Origin of the sequence: Acinetobacter sp. YH12251, from assembly GCF_013417465.1 — a bacterium.
In the GTDB taxonomy this organism is placed as follows: Bacteria; Pseudomonadota; Gammaproteobacteria; order Pseudomonadales; family Moraxellaceae; genus Acinetobacter; species Acinetobacter amyesii.
The window spans coordinates 331,278-348,999 of the sequence record NZ_VPDZ01000002.1; the positions used below are offsets into that span (position 1 = coordinate 331,278).

The window sequence follows — 17,722 nt, forward strand, 5'->3', positions numbered from 1 at the left end:
ATGAATGAACCTGAAGTTTGCAAAAAGTGGAAAAACGGTGATTTATAAAATCATTAAAATGACCATTATGTCGCAGAAGGATTTAATTCTGAACCCGAAAAATTGGTCACGTATTGCGACTTTGTGGCAACGTTTACAGCAAAGTTTCCGCCTGATGGTGGGTGTGCCAGATTACCAAAATTATTTGGAACATATGGCAAAACATCATCCTGATTTGGAAGCGATGGATGCAAAAACATTTTATCGTCACTGTGTAGATGCACGTTATCCATCAGCTGGTGGTGACATGAAGAAGTGTCCTTGTTAATGCAGTGACTCGAGCTAAAAATCTAAGAAAAAAGCGTTCTTCGGGACGCTTTTTTATTGCTGATTTGTGAGCAGTCGAAGCGAAAACAACCCTTTTGTATACTCAATAAATATCAAGCGTATCTATTAAAAGTAATGAACTGGGTATAGCTTGGAGATAAACACTGTATTTTTAAATAAAACACTGTATTTTAGTCATTCATTTAACTTTTTTATTGGGGAATAAAAGGTGTTTTGGGGATCAGAGAAAAGCCAACAAAATAATACATCAACGCTTTTAAGTGAGCAGAGTCTTGCGCCTTTTTACCCGAAAATAAATACTTTCCTCGAACAAATTAACCAAATTATTTTGGATAAAAACCAGCAAACCAAATTGGCTTTAGCTTGTCTATTGGCTGGTGGGCATGTGCTATTTGAAGACTTACCCGGTTTAGGGAAAACAACATTATCTAGCGCCTTGTCACATTTGGCGGGATTAAAGTTTCAACGGATTCAATTTACCAATGACATGTTGGCCAGCGATGTGATTGGGGTAAATATGTTTAATCAAAAAGAACATCATTTTGAATTTAAATCTGGGCCGATTTTTACCCAAATATTATTGGCAGATGAAATCAACCGTTGTAGTCCTAAGACCCAAAGTGCTTTATTAGAAGCCATGGAAGAGGGTTATGTGACGGTCGATGGTGTACGATATGCTTTGCCTCAACCATTTTGGGTGATTGCGACACAAAACCCTTTATTTCAAAGTGGTACTTATGCCTTACCTGAGTCCCAGTTGGACCGGTTTTTAATGCGTTTGTCTTTAGGTTATCCATCGCGTCAGGCAGAGAAATTATTGCTCCAACAAACTTCACGCCATGATCTGATTGCAGCATTAGCACATATTTTTAACGAAGCCGAAATTTTACAACTACAAGGCTTTGTCGAGCAGATACATCTGAGTGATCGTTTGATGGATTACATTTTGGATCTTGCTGCTGAAACACGTAAAGGGAGACATGGTCTTTCTACGCGTGGTGTTTTAGCCTTAAAGAAAGCTGCGCAAGCCTATGCGCTGATTGAGCAGCGAAATTATGTGAATCCTGACGATGTGCAAGCGGTGTTTGCTGCGGTGGTGTCTCATCGTATTGGGTTGTCAGATCTTGAAGCGTTTAAGCTTTTAGAACAAGTTTCGATTCAATAAAGGAGTTGAACCTTGGCTTCAATGTGGCAGCAATGGATTGAACGTCGATTTAAAATCGATCAGCATAAACAGCTGACTCAAAAAGATGTCTTGATCTTTATCTATCAGCAAGGCTACTTGTATTTGGTGTTAATTTTCATCACCTTTATTGCCGGCGTGAATTATGCCAATAACTTGATTTTAGGCTTTTGCTTTTTAATTAGCGCCGTATTGTGTATTAGTTTCTATATTACTTTTAAACAGCTTCATGCGTTGCAGATTCAAATAAATGTTGTTGATACCCCGCAAGTAGGTAAATTACTTTCGGTCGATATTTACTTTAAACAAGATGCTGAACAGGCTAGATATTTGTGGATTAAAACTGAAAATCAGCTACATAAATTATTGTTCAATACGCAACAGCATTGCTTTCAATTAAATTTTACAACCAGCCAACGCGGTGTTTTTCAGATTCCACCCATACAACTTTATAGTGTCTATCCCTTTGGTTTAGTGCGGGCCTGGACGTATTTGTACGTACAGCAACCAGCGTGGGTTGCACCTCAAGCCAGTTGGCATTCCGTTGAAAATAAGCAACAACAGCAAAACTTTGAACCTGATCTTGATGAATTTCGCGAATTACGGAGTTTTCAGACGGGGGATTCACTTCATGCGGTGTCTTGGAAACAAGCAGCACGAGGACAAGGCTTATATGTGAAAGTCTTTGAACAATATGAAGATCTAAAGAAATTGGAGATTCATTATCACTATATGCCAGCTCAAAGTCATGAAGAAAAACTTAGCCTTATGATGGGTTTGGTCGAGCAGGCTGAGCAAAATCACGATCACTATGCACTGTATTTACCTAATGCTGAGTTAGCATCAGGCACTGGAACACTGCATTTTTCCGAAGCAAAACGGTTATTGGCGCAGGCTTAAGAGATGATTGAAAATACAATACGCCGCTCAATATTACTCACTTTAGCCTTGGTGCTCATTGCACAAATGCTTTATATCCCTGTGGCGACATCATTGGTATTTTTAGTCATTTGGCTTATTTTATTACTCAATACTCGCGTCAGTAAAAAACCATTTTCTAAAATTTTAACCTATGTGCTGACATTGACTGCTTTATTCAGCATTTACTTAAGCCATAAAACCTTTATTGGTGTTGATGCAGGGGTTGTAGTACTCAGTACATTTTTATTTGCTAAATCTTTAGAAACAAAAACACGTCGTGATGTAATTATTTTATTTAACTTTGCGATGTTTGTGATTGCCAGTAGCTTTCTGTTTAGCCAGTCTTTCGCCATGGCACTGGTTATTTTATTGGCACTGTTGAGCTGTTTTATTGGATTATACCGTTTACAGACCGTTGGTTTTAGCCAAAACTCAGGCGGTGAAGTACAAGCGATTAAACAAGATATTGGGCATGTGGGAAAATTTATTGCCTTAGCTGTTCCATTTTTTATTTTACTGTTTCTCTTTTTTCCACGCCTACCACCGCTATGGCACATTCCTATTCCTGAAAATAAAGCCACAACAGGGATCAGTGACAGCATGTCTCCGGGCGATATTGCTGAGTTATCACAGTCGAGTAGTTTGGCTTTTCGTATAATCGGTGATATTCAAGCGTTGCCACCACGTACAGAGCTGTATTGGCGGGCGATGGCTTTAGATGAATATAATGGTTCTAAATGGACCAGTCATTTTTTTAACCAGAATGTTATACAGCTGAATCCAGCCGAGTTAAAAACCAAGCGGGCGTTGAATTATCAATATTTGGCCGCCGATCCAAGTGTGATGTGGATTATGTCGTTGGAGCAATCCGTTCCCAATGAAGCACGTTTTGCTTTAGGTCAAGATGGTCGAATTACACCCTACCGATTAACAGCACGTACAGAGCCGATTCAACTGAAATGGTTAGGAAGTGCAGAGCCGCCACAAATAAAAAATGTAGCTTTACTTGAAAAATTAAACACTCGCTATGTTGAAAACTTGGATGTTCAATCACAACAATTGGCCCAAACTTTATGGCAGAGAAGTCGTCAAAATCCTGAGCGGTATATTACCGAAGTTTTGCAATGGTATAAACAAAATCGGTTTGCATATACCTTGAGCCCAGGTGTATTGGGGCAAAATCGGATAGATGATTTTTTATTTGGATCAAGACAGGGCTTTTGCGAACATTTTGCTTCAAGTTTTGCAATGTTGATGCGCTATGTTGGCGTACCGTCGCGTATTGTCGTGGGATATCAAGGTGGTCAATTAGCACCAGATGGAAAAAGTTGGGAGGTTCGTCAGCTCGATGCACATGCGTGGACAGAGGTTTATGTCAATCAACATTGGCGTCGTATTGATCCGACGGCCATGATCGCACCGCAGCGTATCGATGGGGGGATGCAGGATTATATGGAACAAGATCGGACAATTTTTGGGAGCCAGCAGTCGACTTGGGCCTATCAACAATTTTCGATGTTGAAAAAAGTCCGTGTATGGAGTGATTATGCGAGTTACCAATGGCAGAGCAAGGTGGTGGGTTATAATGCTGAATCACAACAACAATGGTTTAAAAAGCTCGGTACAAATTCTGCTTATGCAGGTGGTTTAATTCTTATTTTGAGTATTGGTGGCATTGTAGCATTATATTTTATATGGATTTTGTGGAAAAAAAGAAAAAGTTTAAGCCCTCTTGAAAGAGAAATTACCAAGTTTGCTAAGAATTTACCCTTGAGCCAGCAAAAATTGACTTCTGAAAGTTTTAGGCATTGGTTACAACGTTTGGCTGAAAATGTACCTGAACATGAAAGGCGTTCATTTGAACAATCCATCAAGTTATTTGAGCAGGAAATTTACGTAGGTACTCCGCTAAGTTCTCAAGATATTCAATGTTTTAAGACTTTGCTTAAAACTTGTACGCAAAGTTTAAAAAACTCAGAAAAGGGCTTGTCATAAAAAATAAAAATGAATATGATGCTTGGACTTCAGGTGTATAGCTCAGTTGGTTAGAGCGCTACGTTGACATCGTAGAGGTCAGCAGTTCGAGTCTGCTTATACCTACCAAGATATCAAGGACTTATAAGTAAATCAGATGCTTATAGGTCTTTTTTTATGCCTGTTTCTTACTAAACTTATAACTTAAAATTGGGAAAAACCTCCAAAAACGCCAATTTCCCAAAGAAATGCGTCAAAAAAACGTCAAAATAACAATTTGTTGGATTAGTTTTTGAACTAGTGTTTAAATTAGAAAGATTGAATAATTTTAAATATTTAGAGAGTTATGACAAGATTAAGACAAATAGCCTCTGTAAAAGGGGAATTAGTTAAGAAATCAAGAGAAGCCGCTTTAGCCGCGGTACAAATATTCAATAATCCTAGTATGTCTTTTAAGGCAGAGTCTTACATAGTGTTAATGAATATTGCATGGACTTACTTATTACACGCATATTTCAGAGCCAATAAAATTGAATATCGTTATTTTGATAATGCTAGGGGCAGAAAAAGATTTCATAGAACCAATAAAGGCGCTTATAAATACTGGGAGTTGGAAAGATGCTTAAATTGTACCGAGAATCCAATCGATCAAGATACAGCAAATAACCTTAGGTTCTTAATTGGATTGAGACATGAAATTGAACATCAAATGACTAATAAAATTGATGATCTGCTTAGTGCTAGATTTCAGGCTTGTTGTTTAAATTATAATGAATATCTTAAAGACTTTTTTGGCAGAGAGTTGGGTATAGAAAACCATCTTTCATTTAGTTTGCAATTTTCATCAATTGATACAGAGCAAAAAGAAATGTTAATGGATCAAGATGGGCTACCAAAAAATATTGCTTCTTATATTATGGATTTCGATAAATCTTTAAATGATGATGAGTATGCGAATCCTAGATATGCATATAGGATACTTTTTATTCCTAAAACAGCGAATCGTCGTGGTCAGGCCGATAAGGTGATTGAATTCGTTAAATCAGATTCTCCATTAGCAGTTGGTCTTAATAAAGAGTATGCCGTTATTAAAGAAACAGAAAAGGCAAAGTTTCTACCCAGCCAAGTGGTCTGTAAGATGAAAGAAGAAGGTTTTGATAATTTCACAATGCATAGCCATACTCAGCTTGTTAAAAAATTTGATGCAAAAAACCCAGCAAATGGCTTTGGTACAATGGTTGCTGACAAGCACTGGCATTATTATGAGAAATGGATTCAATTAGTACGAACAGAGTTAAGTGCTAATCTATAATGCGACAAGTATGCGTCAAATTGATATTAAAATATTGATATAAATCAGTTAAATCTGACTTTGACATCGTAGAGGTCAGCAGTTCGAGTCTGCTCGTATTTATAAGTATATTCAAATTCTTACAATAAAGTAGACGTTTGTAAGCTTTTTACACATTAAATAAATATTAAAATTTATCGTTAGTTCTAATAGAAGGGGATACTGAGTTTAAGTATTTTTTTTGTTAGATAGCCTTAAATACTTATGATATATCTTATTAAATTAATTAAGCCAATTAACATGTCAGAGCACTATAAAATGAAAAAATAAAATTTAAAGTGATTTTTATATATATTATAAAATTGTTAATTATTTTAATTCAAAAGATTGGAATAGATATTGCAAAGCCCAAATCAATTATTCAGACTTTGCGAATTAAATTGAATCTGATCAATGATAATTAATAACCATTACTTTACGGTTTTGATTTTCTGTGTTCTCAATAGAAATATCCGCAGTCTTGGATGTTTGTTTGTTCAATGCAGAATTCGCACTAGAATCTTGTTGAATCTTCAGTTTTATAATTGCTTTATTCAAATCTAAACAAGCCTGTTCTGTCGACTGCTGTGCACAGGTAAATTCTGAAATTGTTCCGTTAAAATTGATTTGCTCAGCATGGCAAAGCGGCCCAACGCCACAAAATACAATTGAACCAATTAAAGTTATATATTTATTTAACTTCATCTCTTTTCCCCATTATTGAGATGTTTAGTTAAATAAATACACGTCTATATTGTTAATAACAAGAAAAATTCATTCAATGCATAAAAAAAACTTATAAAGAGTGATTTGCATCAAATTAATCATATTCAATTGTGACGGTTGCCATACCTCGAACTGTTCCAGGTGAAACAGTTGGCTCAGTTTGATAATAGCGCGCCTTCATTGGCACATTATATTGCAGCGTTTGATTAGAACTTAGTGTACCAAGCGCTAGTTTATTGCCTTTGGCAATGACCTTGTTTTGATTTTGATAATTCCAAAGTATTTGTGTACCGACACCGCGTGCACGGGTATTTGCAGGTGCATCATTATTAATGACTTGATTATTGGTATTTGCCGCAGCATTGTAATCAAAGCTTAAACTGATTTTATTGCTTTCTTCATATCCTGTTGGGTTTTTACCGCCATTGCACAGAATATTTAAATCAAATGCTTGTTCACCTTGAGTAGAACCTACACCTTTAAAGTCTGCTTTATTAACAGTAGGTAATTGGACCACTTTATTTATGTTGCCTTGGATTTCACATGAAGAAGAGGCAATGGTAATCGCATTACCATAAACTGTACTGGTCAGTAGTGGCTGGTTCGCATAGCCATTTACATAATAGCTGCTGTATTGACCAGGGACTAATGTGCCAGAACCTGTTGTAGGTGCAGTTTTTACAATTTCGACCACAAAATAGCCATTCGCTAAGTTGTAAGTAGTATTTCTAGACAAAGCGCGTGAATACGGATAGTAGCCTGAAAATCCTGAAGCACCTTCAGCTTCACGATAGAGCCGAATGCCAATGCCGGGAATATTAGTATTGTAAATAGAGTTGCCAGATGGACTGAGTGTAAAGCCCTGACTTAACACAGCATTGATTGTAGATGCAGTACCGCTATCACATCGGATGGTAGATCCATTTGAAGATATTGGAAAAGTGGCTTTTCTTAATATTGTACCCACCGCATCACTTGGACGAACAACAACTCGGCCGACAGACATACTGACATCTTGCGATCTGAATCCAGATTGTGGTGTACACGCAGCATAAGCTTCAGACAGACCAGCCGTTCCAGCGAGCAGCAATAGGGTATTAACAATTTTCATTTTCATTGGCATACACCTTCAGTCGTGATCATGGTGAGATTTTTATCTTCTGCTTGTTTTGTCACATCGTATTGAATGCGGCATTGCTCAGTATCTTCATCGCCCCATTTGATGGTGACAGTATCCGCTGTTTGGTTGGTACGCAAATAAACCATGCTACCTTGTGCAACCATGCCGACATTTTCACCTTGAGAGCTATATGCTTCAGCTGCAAATGGTAGGGTTTTACCTTCTGAGGTTAAACCATGAATATAAATAGCTTTACCGGATTTTGTTGCAAAGCTAACTTGTGAAATTGCACCAGCATACGGCGCGATACGTTGGCTGGTTTCTTCTAATTCTACATTGGTCGACATATTTTGTGGATCAAGCGTAATGTCATTTAAACGGTATGGTGTTACATATGGAATAACTGCATAGCCTGATTTATTGATACTTAATCCTGTTGCGTTATTTACTTTAGCACCTGCTGCTTCAGGTGCGTAAACCAAGACCATGGTTTGCCCTTGGTCTGGGCCAAACAGTACACCTTTAGAATGTGCAACTACATTACCACGTGCAGAAAGCATTGCTTGCTGATACTGATCAGAAACACTGTATGAACCACCCACAGTAGCAAAGTTAGTGCGGTACTGAGCGTTGACGTTCATGCTCGGATTACTACCATAAGTATCTGAAACAGAAGTACCGTAATTGAATCTGTCACCGACCGTACCGCTCATGCCAATAGTTGTGCTGTCTTGTGTGGTAATTGAGTTGAAATTGACTGAATTTTTCTTAAATGTCCAAGGCAAGGACAGCGTCAACATATACTCTGTATCATTGGTGGTGCGCTTAGTTGCTGTATCTTCGACCACACGTTTAATCGCAGATAAGCCATAAGTTAAACTGCTATAAGTATTGCTGTAGCCAATTTGGTATTGGCGAGTTGTTTCCTGACGGTTCCAATAGTCTACCCAAGAGCCAGTGGCATAAACGTTGCCCCATTTGTCTGGCAAGCCTTGGTTTAAAGTAATTTGAAATTCACTTCGCTGCTTACCAACATGACTTGAACTGATACTTTTATCGTCCAAATCTTGGATCATTAAAGCATCGCGCAGTTTATAAAAGTTTTCAGTCGAGTAGCGGTAAGCGGCTAAAGTTAAGTTGGTATTCGTTGGCGTAATAAGTTTACTGTAACTTAAACGGTAACTTTGCCCACTTTCGCTATCACGTTTTTTGAAATCAGCTTGAGAATGGGTCACGTCCAGTGATATTGCACCAACAGGTGTAGCGAAGGCACTGCCCAAGGTCAGAGCAGTATAGTCTTCTGCACTTTGTACACCAGTAAAAGCCGTAATGTAGTTGTGTAAACCCCGCTGATATTTTGCCTGCACAATCCAAGGATCAAGATCAATGTCTTTATCACGGAATTGACCAGCAGTGATCGAATAACGGCTCATGCCCGGGCGCAGCATTTGTACAACAGATGCATAAGGAACGTTAAAACGCTGAATTTCACCGCTAGCTTCCAAGATAGCAACTTCAAGTTCACCGCCAAAACCTGTAGGGTAGAGGTAATTAATTTCAAAGTTGCCCGGCGCTACAGTTGTTTGGTAAATCAGCTGACCTTGCTGGCGTACTTCCACTTTTGCATTGGTTTTTGCATTGCCTCGAATACGCGGTGCATAGCCAATCATGCTGTTTGGCAGCATACGGTCATCACTGGAGATATCTACACCGCGATAACCGAATGAATCGAAAATTTCGCCATCGGTATAGCTGTCACCTAAAGTCAGTACGGCTCTATATTTAGGAAATGCGCGCTGTACATAAGTGCTGACAGCATCATAACTGCTTTGGCTTTCGGATGGATTTTCATTGTTACTTTGGTCGCCATCCTGCCATTGCCATTGTCCGTTATGTCGAAATTGCCAACCTGCAAGATTGGCGCCTGCATTTATAGAGGTAAACGCATTTGTGCGTTCTTGACGGCCTTGCATGCGGTCAAATGTTTTGTAAGCGCTGGCATTGTATGAAAGAAAAGCAGCATTGATTCCACGATCCCATACACTTGGATCTACATAACCTTGCGCATTTTTTTGCATGGCAATTTGTGGAATTGAAATATCAATACGCAGGCGAGAACTGTCATATTCATAATAGGCATCATCAATCCATTGCTCAATTTTTTGACATGGCGCTACATTCGGAAGTGCATCAGCTGTTTTTTTTAAAGCATCAGGCTTTACGCCATATTGAATCAGGCTATTTTCAGAGAAACAGGTAAAGGCATTTTCTTTATTATCTAAGGCTTTAAATACGATACGATGCTTGCCAAACCAGTTTCCATTGACATAGACATCAAGATTATATTCGCCAGGCAAAATTGGATTGCCAAATTTAAAACGCTCAACATCGATTTTTTTTGCGTCGCCAATTAAAAAAGCTGAGTCAAACTCTGCTTCTTCAGCAACAGTTGGCTTTACTTCGGTTTCAGCTGCATGAACAAGAGCAGGCATGCTGAGTGTAATAACGCCGCAAGCAATATAATAGCTGATGTGACGTTTAACCCATTTTAGACTTTGTTGTTTTTTTTGCATGAAACTGTCCGCCTATTCATTGGAAATAGGTGCTTTTAAATGAATTTACTTTTGTTTATTTGAAGCTATTGCACTTTAATTGGTAATTCCACACGTCCACCGTAGTCATTAATACTGGTGAAAACCATTTTTGAAGTATTCGCTGTTTTTAGTGCTACATGGTCTTCAGAAAAAGGTTTAAGCATCAAGCCTTCATTAATTAAGTCAATACGTTTACCTGCATTGTCTTGATTAATTGAGGTCAGCGTAATATGAAATGGTGTCGGATTTTTCACATTTAGCTGATTACCTTGTACAGACCATTGAAGCTTAGATGGCGCAGTGCTTACATCATCTTTTAGCTCACTCGGACGGTAAAAGAACTTGATACGTGAACGGATTGCCAGTTGTAAAAAGTTTTCTGGTACATCATTTACATTTTTTGCAGTCGGTTTTGGTGGAATATCTAAAATATTCAACCAATATAAAGTTTCTTGGGTTTTACTTAAGCTGCCTGCTTTAGGTAAGGCAGAAATACGTAAAGTTTGCCCTTTTTGACTATCTACCCGTGAAATAGGTGGAGTAATCATAAAAGGAGCTTGTGATTGGTCAGGGGTACTTGAAGCATTTCCTTCATCAATCCAAGCCTGTACTAGCGACGGTTTGTTGCCATTGTTACTCACTTGCAAAGTAATTTCACGCGCATCTGAAGGGTAAATGACACGTGTGCCGTGAATAATAATTTCGGCATTTGCAGCAGTAAAAGGGAACAGCCCAGCTAAAAGTGCAGTTTTGAAAAGGGAAGGCTTAAAGCGCATAACTTATTCTCACAAAGGGTATTTAATGAGTGAGCTGATGCAGCGAACTGCATCGGCTCTCAGTTGCAATAACGATTATTGGTAAATAATGGTGTATTGAACAGAAGTTGTTACTTTACCAGCAGTAGAAGCGTCAGTTGCGTAGTATTCTGCATAGTAGTTCAAGTCAGCAGAACCTTGGTCAGCAACGTCAACCCATTGTGAGTTTGTTTGCGCGCCATTAGCACCAGCTGCAAGAACTGGAACGAATAGATTGTTTGAACCTAAAAGTTGTACTTGAACGTTTTTCGCGCCAGCAGCATCTTGGTTGTTTAAGCGGCCTGAAGCAAAATCAACAGTTGCACCTGGTTCAAAATAAGTAGCAACTTTACCTTCTGAACAGTTTGCTAAGTTGATTGTGAACGGAGTACGGCCAGCAACATCACCTGCTTTAGCAAGAGTTTGCTTAGACACAGTAGGTAAAGTTACAGTGAAATCTTTACCTTGAGGGGTAACGATGTCACAAGTTTTATCTGTAACTAAACCATTGATAGTGATAGTGCCATCAGCAGCATTTGCAGCGCTGATACCTAGAATTGTTGTAGCAGCAATTAGAACGATCTTTTTCATTTTACTTTTCCCGAAAAAATAGGCTTTGTTTGTCATTGGTGGTGTACCGCTTTGGTAACAGAAGATTAACCGCTGATTTTAAAAATGTAAACCACGTCACATTAAATTTAAATTATGTGTTTTTATTGTTGAATTAAACTACAGTTGTATAGTTAGTTAATTTATAATTTATTATTATTTAAAATAAATGCTTATGAAGCCTTTTAATAAAAATTAAGAGTTTAATTAAGTGAAAAGTAATTTAAATATTTTTGTAAATTTACAGAGTGAATGGTCAAATCAACAAATTGATGACAGATTTATTAAAGTTTTAATTAATTAAAGTGTTATCGAGAATATGGTTGAATCAAATCTACTTATATGAAAGGTATTAACCGCGATCGTTTCCAATCGTAATTTAGCCTAATATAGACTCATAGGGGGAGAGTCGTAAATTCATCATGAGATGGAATTGGATGTAAATGCATCTATGTGCAAATACATCAATTTGGATATTGATTGTTTAAGTGATTAAGCCAAACTTCTTTGGCTCATATTTCTGCGTTTATGACTATATAGCAGTGCTTTATACAATGTATGCTATAGCGGATTATTTGAAACAAAAAAGCCGCATTCTATGCGGCTCTTAATTGAACAAATAAATTATGCATCTTCAGTTTCTAAAATTTCGAAGTCATGAGTAATTTCTACACCACCATCCATCAGCATTTTACTAGCAGAACAGTATTTTTCAGCAGAAAGTTCAACCGCTTTTGCAACTTGCTTTTCCTTCACGCCATGACCAGTGACTACAAAGTGCAAATGAATTTTAGTGAATACAGCAGGAATAGTGTCGGCACGTTCTGCATTTAATTCACAACGAACATCAGTAATGTCTTGGCGTGCTTTCTTTAAAATCGTCACAATATCGAAAGATGCACAACCACCAAGTCCTGTTAAAATCAGTTCCATTGGGCGCGGACCACGGTTTTCACCGCCATATTCTTGTGATCCATCCATCATAACAGTGTGACCACTTTGAGTTTTTGCTTCAAAAGCAACATTCTCTAGCCAATGAACACTAGTTTGCATTGCAAGTCCCTAAAAAAAGCTATAAATTTACGCAGTACCTGTACACTAACATAAATTGAGTTGATAAGGAATTTCAACTCTTACGTGTGACAAGTTCACTTTAGGTCTTGTGCGATCTATAAATTATCCATATTCGGAAACTGTTAGCATGACTTCAAACTTTTCACAACTTAGCACAGATGCGCTATCTCCGGGGCAGTTACCTGAGTCGGTGAAGGCATTATTAAAACGTGCATATATTAATCGTTACCCAAAACGTACAACAATCATTGATGCGGGCTCAGAATCTAAATCTTTGTATTTAATTCTTAAGGGTTCAGTATCTATCATTTTACGCGAAGATGATGAGCGTGAAATTGTGGTTGCGTACTTAAATGCGGGTGACTTTTTTGGGGAAATGGGTCTATTCGAAGCAAATGCACAGCGTACTGCAGAAGTGCGTACGCGAGATGTATGTGAAATTGCTGAGATTACCTATGAAAACTTTCATGAATTAAGTAAACAATACCCAGACTTAAGTTATGCGGTATTTGCACAGCTTGTACGCCGTCTTAAAAATACGACGCGTAAAGTAACTGACCTTGCGTTTATTGACGTATCAGGTCGAATTGCACGTTGCTTAATTGATTTATCTTCACAACCAGAGGCAATGATTTTGCCGAATGGTCGTCAGATTCGTATTACTCGTCAAGAGATTGGTCGTATCGTGGGTTGTTCCCGTGAAATGGTTGGTCGTGTTCTAAAAACACTTGAAGAGCAAGGCATGATTGAAACTGATGGTAAAGCGATTCTAATTTTTGATGCATCGCTTGAAGAGAAAAGCCAATTGGCTTCTGACGATTTCGACGACGAAGAATAATCAGTCTTCCGAATCTAAAAAAAGCAAACTCAGGGGTTTGCTTTTTTTATGTCCATTCATTTCTCACTATTATAGCGGAAGCAACCTTTCTCACATTTTTTGACAAATAAACAGAAAATTATGATTTAAACAAAGCCGATATCTTATGTAAGCTACTTCGTGACTTATATATTGATATTTAAAATAAAGAGGGAATTTGCGGCATGCAATTTAAACCATTGGCACATACAGGCATATTAGTTCCAGAAATTTGTTTAGGCACCATGACGTTTGGTGAACAAAACACCCAAGCAGAAGCTTTCGAGCAACTGGATTATGCTTTAGAGCGTGGTCTTAACTTTTGGGATACTGCAGAAATGTATCCTGTCCCGCCGAAACCTGAAACCCAAGGTTCGACTGAAACTATTATAGGTAACTGGATTGCAGCTCGCGGTGGCCGCGATAAAATAATCTTAGCTTCAAAAATTGCAGGACCGTCACAAGGCGGTAGTCATATTCGTGACGGGCAAACTAAATTTATTGCTTCGGAAATTGAGTCTGCACTGGATCATTCTCTTCTGCGCTTACAAACAGATTATCTTGACTTATACCAGTTGCATTGGCCGCAACGTCCAACCAACTTTTTCGGTAAATTGGGTTATGGCAATGCCGAAGCAAACAGTACGCAAACTATTACCAATTTAGAAGAAACATTAGTTGCTTTAAGTCATGAGGTGAAAAAAGGTCGAATTCGCTCAATTGGACTATCTAATGAAACGCCATGGGGAACGTTGAAATTCCTACAACTTGCAGAAAAGCATGGTTTAGAAAAAATTGTCAGTGTGCAAAATCCATATAGTTTGTTGAATCGTACTTATGAAATCGGTTTATCTGAAATTGCACATTACGAAGGCGTGGGCTTATTGGCATATTCACCTTTAGCATTTGGTTATCTAACAGGTAAATTCCGTCATGGTGCACGTCCTGCCAATGCTCGAGTGACACTATTTTCACGCTTTAGCCGCTATTCAAATGCGGAGAGTGAATGGGCAACAGAACAATATGCACAATTGGCTGAACAGCATGGTTTAACGTTGACACAGTTAGCACTTGCATTTATTAAGCAGCAATTTTTTGTCACCAGTACAATCATTGGTGCGACAAATCTAGATCAGTTGAAAGAAAATATTGATGCGTTTGATGTGAATTTATCAGAAGACATTTTAAAAGGGATTGAAGATATTCATCGCCAACAGCCAAATCCTGCACCTTAAGCTGAACTTTTTAGTGGATTAAGCAAAAGCCTGCATGTAAATGTGGGCTTTTTTGACATTTGTATTATTTAAGCAAATGGAAAATCATTGAATTTTATTGTCAGAAAGTCAGTTGAGTTGACAAGAAAATTGCCTAAAAATACATATGTATTTAAACAATATAATAAAGTACTAAATTCTTCAATAAATGACTTGAAAAGTATTCTATTTATACCAATATTATAATTGAGATTTATCTTTATCTTAAAATTAACTCATTGAAAAATATTTAAAAAATGTATTTGAAATTTTAAATATGACTCCCATATATGCTTCAAGTACAGAATTTGTTGTGAGGAATAACAAGAATGCGATTCGAAAAATTCACAAACCGTTTGCAGCAAGCATTATCCGATGCCCAATCTTTAGCAATGGGGAAAGACCATACAGCCATTGAAGGAATCCATATTCTTTCGACATTGCTTGAAGAGCCGTCGAACCAAAACTTGTTACAACAGGCAGGTGCTAATCTTCCTGAGTTAAAAACCAAGCTTCAGCAAGCCCTACAGGATACCGCCACCATTGCTACGCCGACAGGGGACATCAACCTAAATCCTGAAGCAGTCAAGGCGCTGAATTTAGCTGACAGTTTTGCTCAAAAAGCTGGAGATGAGTTTCTTTCTACAGATTGGGTGATTCTTGGCTTAGCTGAAACGGGTAAAACCAAAACCTTATTAAATAGTGTAGGCGTAACGACAGATAAATTACGTAGTGCAATTGAACAAATACGAGGCGGTGAACAAGTCATGAGTAATAACCACGAAGATCAACGTGATTCACTCAACAAATATACCTTAGACCTCAATGTACGTGCATTAGAAGGTAAGTTAGATCCAGTTATTGGTCGTGACGAAGAGATTCGTCGTACCATTCAAGTTTTATCGCGTCGTAGTAAAAACAACCCCGTACTGATTGGTGAGCCGGGTGTGGGTAAAACTGCGATTGTAGAAGGTTTGGCACAGCGTATTGTTAATGGCGAAGTTCCTGAAAGTCTGAAAGGTAAACGTGTACTTTCACTCGACCTTGGTTCATTGCTTGCAGGTGCAAAATACCGCGGTGAATTTGAAGAACGTCTTAAAGCAGTTCTAAAAGATTTAGCCAAATATGATGGCGAGATTATTCTTTTCATTGACGAATTACATACGCTTGTTGGCGCAGGTAAAGGCGATGGTGCAATGGATGCTGGTAACATGCTTAAACCTGCATTGGCGCGTGGTGAGCTACGCTGTGTAGGTGCAACCACCTTAGATGAGTACCGCCAATATATCGAGAAAGATGCAGCATTAGAGCGTCGTTTCCAAAAAGTGATCGTTGATGAACCGAGTGTGGAAGATACCATTGCGATTTTACGTGGTCTAAAAGACAAATATGCAACCCATCATGGTGTGCAAATTTTAGACTCAGCGATTATTGCTGCGGCAAAAATGTCACACCGTTACATCACAGACCGTCAGTTGCCAGACAAAGCCATTGATTTGATTGATGAAGCAGCATCACGAATTAAAATGGAAATTGACTCAAAACCTGAGCCATTAGACCGTTTAGATCGTCGCCTAATTCAATTGAAAATGCAGTTAGAAGCGGTGAAAAAAGATGCAGATTCAGTCTCAAAAGCTGAAGTTGAGCACCTAGAAAAACAAATTGCTGAAGTTCAAAAAGAATATAGTGATTTGGAGGAAGTGTGGATTGCGGAAAAACGTTTGGTTGACGGCACGAATCAGGCTCAAATCGAGCTAGATAAAGCACGTACTGCCTTTGAAAAAGCACAACGTGAAGGTGATTTAGCAGAAGCAAGCCGTTTGCAATATGGTGTTATTCCTGAGTTGCAAAAACGCTTGAATGAAGAAGAAGTTGCCGAGGTGAATGAAGAACCGAAACTGATTCGTACCAAAGTCACTGAAAATGAAATCGCTGAAGTGGTAAGTGCGGCTACAGGTATTCCTGTTGCGAAAATGCTGCAAGGTGAACGTGAAAAACTCTTACACATGGAGGAGTTCTTACATAACCGTGTAGTTGGTCAAGATGAAGCTGTCGTAGCAGTGTCGAATGCGGTGCGTCGTTCTCGTGCAGGATTATCCGATCCAAACCGCCCAAGTGGTTCATTCTTATTCCTTGGGCCTACAGGTGTAGGTAAAACTGAGTTAACCAAAGCTTTAGGTAATTTCTTATTTGACAGTGATGATGCGATTATTCGTATCGACATGTCAGAGTTTATGGAAAAGCATTCTGTGAGCCGTTTAGTAGGTGCGCCTCCGGGCTATGTGGGTTATGAAGAAGGTGGTGTGTTAACCGAGGCTGTTCGTCGTAAACCTTATAGTGTAGTGTTGTTTGATGAGGTTGAAAAAGCACATCCAGATGTCTTTAACATCTTACTTCAAGTGTTGGATGATGGTCGATTAACAGACTCACAAGGCCGTGTGATTGATTTCAAAAACACCGTGATCGTGATGACCTCGAACTTAGGTTCAACCGATGTTCGTGAATTAGGTGAAAACCCGTCGAAAGACGAAGTTCGCGCTGTGGTTATGGCTGCGGTATCTGAACATTTCCGACCTGAATTTGTGAACCGTATTGATGAGTTGGTAGTTTTCCACTCTTTACAAAAAGCGCAAATTCGTGGCATTGCGGATATTCAGTTGGATCGCTTACGTTCACGTTTGGCTGACAAAGACATGAGTTTGGCGGTTGAAGATAGTGCCTTTGAATTGCTTATCGATGCTGGTTTTGACCCTGTGTATGGCGCACGTCCTCTGAAACGTGCTATCCAACAACAAGTTGAAAATACATTGGCACAGAAAATCTTATCAGGTGCTTTCCAACCGGGCGATACGATTGTCGTTCAAGCGGAAGGAGATCACCTAACTTTTGAAAAGTTAAAACTCAACTAAAAAGCACAAATCTGCTACATCCAGTTGTAAAAACAGAAACCCGGTTTAGGCC

14 protein-coding genes and 1 tRNA gene are annotated in these 17,722 nt (G+C 38.6%); 9 read left to right on the top strand and 6 right to left on the bottom strand.

The features are described from left to right. Positions 1-4 precede the first annotated feature (4 nt). From FTV27_RS02325 to FTV27_RS02350, 6 genes are all read left to right on the top strand, one after another. Complete coding sequence (locus FTV27_RS02325; RefSeq protein ID WP_078190160.1) at positions 5-307, top strand: YbdD/YjiX family protein; 303 nt, start codon at positions 5-7, stop codon at positions 305-307. A gap of 228 nt (positions 308-535) precedes the next feature. Beyond that, complete coding sequence (locus FTV27_RS02330) at positions 536-1,492, top strand: MoxR family ATPase (protein ID WP_180076961.1); 957 nt, start codon at positions 536-538, stop codon at positions 1,490-1,492. Positions 1,493-1,504: 12 nt separating this feature from the next. Then, complete coding sequence (locus FTV27_RS02335) at positions 1,505-2,410, top strand: DUF58 domain-containing protein (RefSeq protein ID WP_180076962.1); 906 nt, start codon at positions 1,505-1,507, stop codon at positions 2,408-2,410. A 3-nt stretch (positions 2,411-2,413) separates the two neighbouring features. Then, positions 2,414-4,426, top strand: coding sequence for a DUF3488 and transglutaminase-like domain-containing protein (locus tag FTV27_RS02340; RefSeq protein WP_180076963.1), 2,013 nt, complete (start codon positions 2,414-2,416; stop codon positions 4,424-4,426). A gap of 31 nt (positions 4,427-4,457) precedes the next feature. Beyond that, a tRNA-Val gene (locus FTV27_RS02345) sits at positions 4,458-4,534 on the top strand. Between the two features lie 217 nt (positions 4,535-4,751). Beyond that, positions 4,752-5,717: a DUF3644 domain-containing protein gene (locus FTV27_RS02350; RefSeq protein ID WP_078191825.1), complete on the top strand. Its 966-nt coding sequence runs from the start codon at positions 4,752-4,754 to the stop codon at positions 5,715-5,717. A 429-nt stretch (positions 5,718-6,146) separates the two neighbouring features. On the opposite strand, the gene FTV27_RS02355 is transcribed toward FTV27_RS02350, so the two are convergent. From FTV27_RS02355 to FTV27_RS02380, 6 genes are all read right to left on the bottom strand, one after another. Further along, complete coding sequence (locus tag FTV27_RS02355) at positions 6,147-6,440, bottom strand: hypothetical protein (protein ID WP_078191824.1); 294 nt, start codon at positions 6,438-6,440, stop codon at positions 6,147-6,149. Positions 6,441-6,555: 115 nt separating this feature from the next. Then, positions 6,556-7,578, bottom strand: coding sequence for a fimbrial protein (locus FTV27_RS02360; protein ID WP_180076964.1), 1,023 nt, complete (start codon positions 7,576-7,578; stop codon positions 6,556-6,558). Beyond that, a complete protein-coding gene (locus FTV27_RS02365; RefSeq protein ID WP_180076965.1) occupies positions 7,575-10,154 on the bottom strand; it encodes a fimbria/pilus outer membrane usher protein in 2,580 nt (859 codons plus the stop codon). Before FTV27_RS02365 ends, FTV27_RS02360 begins: the two co-directional genes overlap by 4 nt. Positions 10,155-10,219: 65 nt before the next feature. Beyond that, entirely contained in the window at positions 10,220-10,951 is a 732-nt protein-coding gene (locus tag FTV27_RS02370) for a molecular chaperone (protein WP_078191821.1), read from the bottom strand. Positions 10,952-11,026: 75 nt separating this feature from the next. After that, on the bottom strand, positions 11,027-11,560 hold the full coding sequence (locus tag FTV27_RS02375) for a fimbrial protein (RefSeq protein WP_078189196.1): 534 nt from the start codon (positions 11,558-11,560) through the stop codon (positions 11,027-11,029). 642 nt (positions 11,561-12,202) lie between these two features. Further along, a complete protein-coding gene (locus tag FTV27_RS02380) occupies positions 12,203-12,631 on the bottom strand; it encodes an OsmC family protein (RefSeq protein WP_078191820.1) in 429 nt (142 codons plus the stop codon). 148 nt (positions 12,632-12,779) lie between these two features. Here FTV27_RS02380 and crp point away from each other — a divergent pair, with 148 nt between their 5' ends. The 3 genes from crp to clpB all read left to right on the top strand — a co-directional run bounded on the left by crp (position 12,780) and on the right by clpB (position 17,670). After that, complete coding sequence (gene crp, locus FTV27_RS02385; RefSeq protein ID WP_078191819.1) at positions 12,780-13,490, top strand: cAMP-activated global transcriptional regulator CRP; 711 nt, start codon at positions 12,780-12,782, stop codon at positions 13,488-13,490. A gap of 203 nt (positions 13,491-13,693) precedes the next feature. Then, complete coding sequence (locus tag FTV27_RS02390; protein ID WP_111884249.1) at positions 13,694-14,743, top strand: NADP(H)-dependent aldo-keto reductase; 1,050 nt, start codon at positions 13,694-13,696, stop codon at positions 14,741-14,743. Between the two features lie 347 nt (positions 14,744-15,090). Then, a complete protein-coding gene (gene clpB / locus FTV27_RS02395; RefSeq protein ID WP_180076966.1) occupies positions 15,091-17,670 on the top strand; it encodes an ATP-dependent chaperone ClpB in 2,580 nt (859 codons plus the stop codon). Positions 17,671-17,722: the final 52 nt, after the last annotated feature.